1 protein-coding gene is annotated in these 478 nt (G+C 58.6%); it reads left to right on the top strand.

Annotated features, from left to right (window positions below; all coding sequences use genetic code 11):
* Positions 1–478, top strand: a 478-nt coding sequence (gene sbcD / locus ACU8YC_RS26700) for an exonuclease subunit SbcD (RefSeq protein WP_446896222.1), incomplete at both ends; no start/stop codon positions are given.

Here is a 478-nt window from a genome sequence, read left to right as displayed (position 1 = left end):
TCGTTGCCACCACCGGTCATGCGCCGCAGGTTCTACTGCAACGTGACGGCACGCCGGGGGCGATCCTGTGCCCGGTTCCTTTCTTACGTCCGCGCGACATCATAAACAGCCAGGCGGGGCTGACCGGACAAGAGAAACAGCAGCATTTGCTGTCAGCCATCACCGACTATTACCAGCAGCAGTATCAGGACGCCTGCACGATACGTGGTGACCAGAATCTGCCCATCATTGAGACCGGGCATTTGACCACTGTCGGCGCCAGTAAAAGTGACGCCGTCCGTGAGATTTATATCGGTACGCTGGACGCCTTGCCGGCGCAAAACTCCCCTCCGACGGACTACATCGCGCTGGGCCATGTTCACCCGGCGCAGGTTATTGGTGGCACAGAGCATATTCGCTACTGCGGCTCGCCGATCGCTCTGAGTTTTGACGAGTGCGGCAAAACTGAATGGGTGCAGATGGCGAGCTTTGAAGCAGG

The sequence above is a fragment of the Citrobacter sp. VF227 genome (assembly GCF_052950715.1).
Note: the sequence above shows the minus strand (reverse complement) of the source record. Positions and strands in the feature narration are given on the sequence as shown.